Source organism: Bordetella petrii (assembly GCF_020991325.1).
GTDB classification, from domain to species: domain Bacteria; phylum Pseudomonadota; class Gammaproteobacteria; order Burkholderiales; family Burkholderiaceae_B; genus Bordetella_A; species Bordetella_A petrii_E.
Genome location: NZ_JAJMLX010000304.1, coordinates 1 through 5,147, shown reverse-complemented (window position 1 = coordinate 5,147; position 5,147 = coordinate 1). Strand labels below are relative to the sequence as shown.

5 protein-coding genes are annotated in these 5,147 nt (G+C 66.8%); 4 read left to right on the top strand and 1 reads right to left on the bottom strand.

Features of this window, described 5'->3' with window-relative positions:
- Positions 1-114: 114 nt before the first annotated feature.
- The gene (gatC, locus tag LPZ50_RS21495) at positions 115-423 is read right to left on the bottom strand and encodes an Asp-tRNA(Asn)/Glu-tRNA(Gln) amidotransferase subunit GatC (protein ID WP_230664787.1); all 309 of its coding nucleotides are present in this window, start codon (positions 421-423) and stop codon (positions 115-117) included.
- Positions 424-647: 224 nt separating this feature from the next.
- Here gatC and LPZ50_RS21490 point away from each other — a divergent pair, with 224 nt between their 5' ends.
- The 4 genes from LPZ50_RS21490 to mrdA form a co-directional block, all read left to right on the top strand.
- Positions 648-1,691: a rod shape-determining protein gene (locus LPZ50_RS21490; RefSeq protein WP_012247450.1), complete on the top strand. Its 1,044-nt coding sequence runs from the start codon at positions 648-650 to the stop codon at positions 1,689-1,691.
- A 79-nt stretch (positions 1,692-1,770) separates the two neighbouring features.
- Positions 1,771-2,655, top strand: coding sequence for a rod shape-determining protein MreC (gene mreC / locus LPZ50_RS21485; protein WP_230664785.1), 885 nt, complete (start codon positions 1,771-1,773; stop codon positions 2,653-2,655).
- 34 nt (positions 2,656-2,689) lie between these two features.
- Positions 2,690-3,208: a rod shape-determining protein MreD gene (mreD, locus tag LPZ50_RS21480; RefSeq protein ID WP_268903536.1), complete on the top strand. Its 519-nt coding sequence runs from the start codon at positions 2,690-2,692 to the stop codon at positions 3,206-3,208.
- Between the two features lie 24 nt (positions 3,209-3,232).
- Positions 3,233-5,147, top strand: a 1,915-nt coding sequence (mrdA, locus tag LPZ50_RS21475) for a penicillin-binding protein 2 (RefSeq protein ID WP_230664783.1), incomplete at its 3' end; no start/stop codon positions are given.

Sequence of the window (5,147 nt, the reverse complement as noted above, 5' to 3'; positions counted from 1 at the left end):
GGCGGCCAGGGCGCTTTGCGCCAGCTCGCGCGCGCTGACCTGGCGGTCGGCCAGGGCGGCGCGCAGTTCGGCGATGCCGCCGAATTGGGTGTGCAGGGCGGAAGTCGTCATGGCTTACTCGATAACCTTGGGAACCAGGAACAGGCCGTCGCGGGCGTCTGGCGCGTTGGCCAGCAGCTCGGCGCGGCGCGTTTCCGAGCCGGTTTCGGTTACGTTATCGGGGCGCAGGCGCAGGGTGATGTCCTGGTGGGCCGACAGGGGGTGGGCCAGGGGCTCTACGCCCTGGGTATCGGCCGCCTGCAGCCGCTCGATCAGGTGGAGGATGCCGTTGAGTTCGTCCTGGGCGCGGGCGCGCTGTTCAGGAGTCAGTTCAATTCTGGCCAGCCGGGCGATGCGGGCCACGTCTTGTTCATTGAGCGCCATGAGGGGAAGCAGAGAAAAATCGAAGAAGGGGCGGGTTGCCTGCCCGACCTGGGTTGTACACCCGGCCGCGCGGTGACAAAGCATGAATAGCCCGCATTTATGCGCTATTTCCGGTGAAATTATAAGTTATCATTCACGGTTTAATCGCTGCACTCCACCAGCGGGCCTCGTTGTGGCCCGCTTTCTGCAGTCCGGCCCTTATTTCTGAATCTCGCTGAGCCCTCATGTTCGGATTCCTGCGCAGTTACTTTTCCAGCGACATGGCGATCGACCTCGGTACCGCCAACACGCTGATCTACGTCCGGGGCAAGGGCATTGTGCTCGACGAGCCTTCGGTTGTCGCCATCCGCCATGAAGGCGGCCCCAATGGCAAGAAAATCATCCAGGCCGTGGGCCACGAGGCCAAGCAGATGCTGGGCCGGGTGCCGGGCAACATCGAAGCCATCCGGCCCATGAAAGACGGCGTCATCGCCGACTTCACGGTAACCGAGCAGATGCTCAAGCAGTTCATCCGCATGGTCCACCCGCGCAACATGCTGGCGCCCAGCCCGCGCATCATCGTCTGCGTGCCCTGCGGCTCCACCCAGGTCGAACGCCGCGCCATCCGCGAATCGGCCCTGGGCGCGGGCGCCTCGCACGTCTACCTCATCGAAGAACCCATGGCCGCGGCCATCGGCGCCGGCCTGGCCGTGTCCGACGCCAGCGGCTCCATGGTGGTCGACATCGGCGGCGGCACCACCGAAGTGGCTGTCATCTCGCTGGGCGGCATGGTCTACAAGGGGTCGGTCAGGGTGGGCGGCGACAAGTTCGACGAAGCCATCGTCAACTACATCCGCCGCAACTACGGCATGCTCATCGGCGAACCCACCGCCGAACTCATCAAGAAAGAAATCGGCTCGGCCTTCCCCGGGTCCGAAGTGCGCGAAATCGAAGTCAAGGGCCGCAACCTGGCCGAAGGCGTGCCGCGCAGCTTCACGGTGTCGTCCAACGAAATCCTGGAATCCCTCACCGACCCGCTCAACCAGATCGTTTCCGCCGTCAAGATCGCCCTGGAACAGACCCCGCCCGAGCTGGGCGCCGACATCACCGACAAGGGTATCGCCCTGACCGGCGGCGGCGCGCTGCTGCGCGACCTGGACCGCCTGCTGCAGGAAGAAACCGGCCTGCCGGTGGTCGTGGCCGAAGATCCCCTGACCTGCGTGGTGCGTGGCTGCGGTGAAGCGCTCGAACACCTTGAGAAGCTCGGCGCCATTTTCATCAACGATTAAGTCCGTCCCGCCGGCGGGCGCCGCCTCGCCGGCACCGCCCGGCGCAGCGGTCGCGGTCTGACGTCCGGGCTGGGTATTCATGCAACGACAAGGCAGTCCTCCGCTATTCAGGCGCGGCCCGCCGGCCGAAGTCCGGTTGGCCGTGATGGTCGCCCTGTCGCTGGCGCTGCTGGTCCTGGATTCCCAGCTGCACGTGCTCGAACCCATGCGCCGGGCCGTCGCCATGGCGCTGTACCCCTTCCAGCGGGTTGTCATGGCCCCGCGCGACCTGGCCCAGCAGGTCAACGAGTGGTTCAACGCCGCCAACCGCATCCGCACCGAAAACGAGGCCTTGCAGCGCCAGCGCATCGAGCTGTCGCAGGTGGCCACCCATGCCGCCCAACTGGCCGCCGAAAATGCCCAGTTGCGCCGCCTGCTGGGAGTAACCGACACCGTCGAGCAGGCCGCCGTGGTGGTGGAAGTGCTGTACGAGCCCGCCAATACCTTCCAGCAGCGCCTGGTGTTCAACAAGGGCAGCCAGGCCGGCCTGGCGCCCGGCATGCCGGTCATCGACGAAGGCGGGGTGGTCGGGCAGATCGTGCGCGTGACGCCCATGGCGGCCGAAGCCGCCCTGATCACCGACGAACGCGTATCCGTGCCGGTGCAGGTGCTGCGCAATGGGTTGCGCCTGATCGCCTTCGGGTCCAATACGCCCGGCCGCATCGAGGTGCGCTACCTGGCCGCCAATGCCGACATCAAAGAAGGCGATACCATAGTCACCAGCGGCGTCGGCGGCCTGTTTCCCGCCGGGCTGCCGGTGGCCAAGGTGCTGACGGTGGAACGCGACACGGCATCGGGCTTTGCGCGCGCCATCTGCGAACCCCTGGCCCACCCCGAGCGCTATCGCCATTTCCTGGTGCTGCAGGTCGATGTGGCGCGGGCGCAGTCCGATCTTGAAGAGGCCGACACCGGTGGAACGCAATAGCCCCACGGCACAGCCGCCCAGGCGCCGCCTGGGCATGCCCGGCAACGTGCATCCCGAGCGCCTGGCGCGCCCGGCGCACGGCGCATTCGTGTGGGGCACGCTGCTGGCCGCCTGGCTGCTGTCGCTGCTGCCCTGGCGCGTCTGGGAAGGCGCGCCCGATATCTTGCTACTGGTATTGGCCTTCTGGTGCGTGCACGAGCCGCGCCGGGTCGGCCTGGTGGCGGCCTTCTGTTTCGGCCTGCTCATGGACGTGCACGATGCCAGCGTGCTGGGTGGGCACGCGCTGTCTTATACCCTGGCGGCCTATGGGGCGGTGGCCTTGCACCGGCGCCTGCAGCGCTTCGATCTCTGGAGCCAGGCCATGCACATGCTGCCGGTGTTCTTCATGGCGCGGCTGGTGCAGCAAATGGTGTTCGCCTGGCTGGCCGGCCAGTGGCAGGGCTGGGGCTGGACGCTCAGCGTGGCGCTTACCGCCGCCATCTGGCCCCTGATGGGCTGGGTGCTGCACCTGCCGCAGCGTGGCACCGATGACGTCGAATCGTCATCGGTCTAGGGCCTGGTTTTCGCGGCCCCCGCCATGTTCGAATTCAAAAAAACCGGTCAACAGCAAAGGCAGCGATTCCGGCTGCGCGCCTGGGTGGGCGGGCTGTTTGCGCTGGTGTGCTTCGGCGTGCTGGCTGGCCGTTTCTGGTACTTGCAGGTCGACCGCTACGAAGGCCTGTCTGAACGCGCCGACCGCAACCGCATCGCGGTGGTGCCCATCGCCCCGCGCCGTGGCGAAATCCTGGACCGCAACGGTCAGGTCATGGCGCGCAATTACCGCACCTATACGCTGGAAGTGGTGCCCGCGCAGGCGGGCGATATCGACGCCCTGCTCAACCGGCTGATGCCGGTGGTGTATGTCAGCCCGGGCGACCTGCGCCGCTTCAAGCGCCGCGTGATCGAGTCCAGCCGCTACGCCAGCCTGGTGCTGCGCAACAACCTGAACGAGACCGAGGCCGCCTGGTTCGCCGCCCATGCCTTCGAGTTCCCGGGCGTGGAGTTGCGCGCGCGCTGGGTGCGCGAATACCCGCAGGGCAAGACCGCCGGCCACGTGGTGGGTTATATCGGCCGCATTTCCGAAGACGACATCGAGGCCCTGGACAACGCCGGCCAGCTGGGCAACTACCGCGGCACCGACGTCATCGGCAAGAAGGGCATCGAGAAAAGCTGGGAACAGCAACTGCACGGCCAGACCGGCGTCGAGGAAGTCGAAGTCACGGCGGGCGGCCGGCCGGTGCGCACGCTGCGCCGTACCGATCCCGTGCCGGGCGCCGACATCATGCTGTCCATCGACCTGGAACTGCAGCGCATCGCCGAAGAGGCCTTCGGCGACCAGCGCGGCGCGCTGGTCGCACTAGACCCCACTACCGGCGAAGTGCTGGCCTTCGTTTCGCAGCCGTCGTTCGACCCCAACCTGTTCATCGACGGCATCGATGTCGAAAACTGGCGCATGTTGAATGAATCGCCCGACCATCCCCTGATCAACCGGCCGCTTTACGGCACTTACCCCATCGGCTCAACCTACAAGCCCTTCGTGGCCCTGGCGGCGCTCGAACTGGGCGTGCGCAGCGCCACGGAACGCATCTCCGATCCGGGCTTCTACGAATTCGGCGGCCAGCGCTTTCGCAACGCCGGCGGCGCGGCCTATGGCATGACCGACATGCACCGTGCCATCGTGGTGTCGTCCGACACGTACTTTTATTCGCTGGGCCCCGAAATCGGCGTCAATGCCCTGCACGATTTTTCCAAGCAGTTCGGCTTCGGCCAGATCACCGGCATCGACCTGGACGGCGAGCGCACCGGCGTGCTGCCGTCCACTGAATGGAAGCGCAAGGCCTACAAACAGCGCGAGCAGCAGCGCTGGTATGCGGGCGAAACCATTTCCGTGGCGGTGGGGCAGGGCTACAACTCTTTCACACTGCTGCAGCTGGCTCAGGCCACGTCCACGTTGGCCAACGACGGGGCGTACCGCCGGCCGCACCTGGTGCACGCGGTGCGCGACACCCGCTCGGGCGACGTAACCACCACGCCGTCCAAGCCGCAGTACCAGATCCCGCTGAAGAAACAGAACGTGGACATCATCAAGGCGGCCATGGCCGATGTGGTGCGCACCGGCACGGCCCGGCGCGCCTTTGCCAATACGCCTTACCAGGCGGCTGGCAAGACGGGGACGGCGCAGGTCTTCAGCCTGCGGGGCTCGCAGTACCGGGCCAGCGAACTCGACGAGCGCCTGCGCGACCATGCCTTGTTCATGGGTTTCGCGCCGTTCGACCGGCCGCGCATCGCCGTGGCGTTGCTGGTCGAGAACGCCGGCTGGGGGGCCAGCGTCGCGGCGCCCATTGCCCGCAAGGTTTTCGACTACTGGCTGGCCAGGACCGCCCTGGTGGGGCCGCCGGCTCCCGCGACGTCGGCCTCGGCGCCTGACGTGCCTGTGCTGCCGCCGGTGCAGC

What these genes read in the sequence shown, in the direction of transcription:
- mreC (WP_230664785.1), top strand. Translation starts at nt 1,771, where the DNA reads ATGCAACGACAAGGCAGTCCTCCGCTATTCAGGCGCGGCCCGCCGGCC.
- LPZ50_RS21490 (WP_012247450.1), top strand. Translation starts at nt 648, where the DNA reads ATGTTCGGATTCCTGCGCAGTTACTTTTCCAGCGACATGGCGATCGAC.
- mreD (WP_268903536.1), top strand. Translation starts at nt 2,690, where the DNA reads ATGCCCGGCAACGTGCATCCCGAGCGCCTGGCGCGCCCGGCGCACGGC.
- gatC (WP_230664787.1), bottom strand. Translation starts at nt 423, where the DNA reads ATGGCGCTCAATGAACAAGACGTGGCCCGCATCGCCCGGCTGGCCAGA.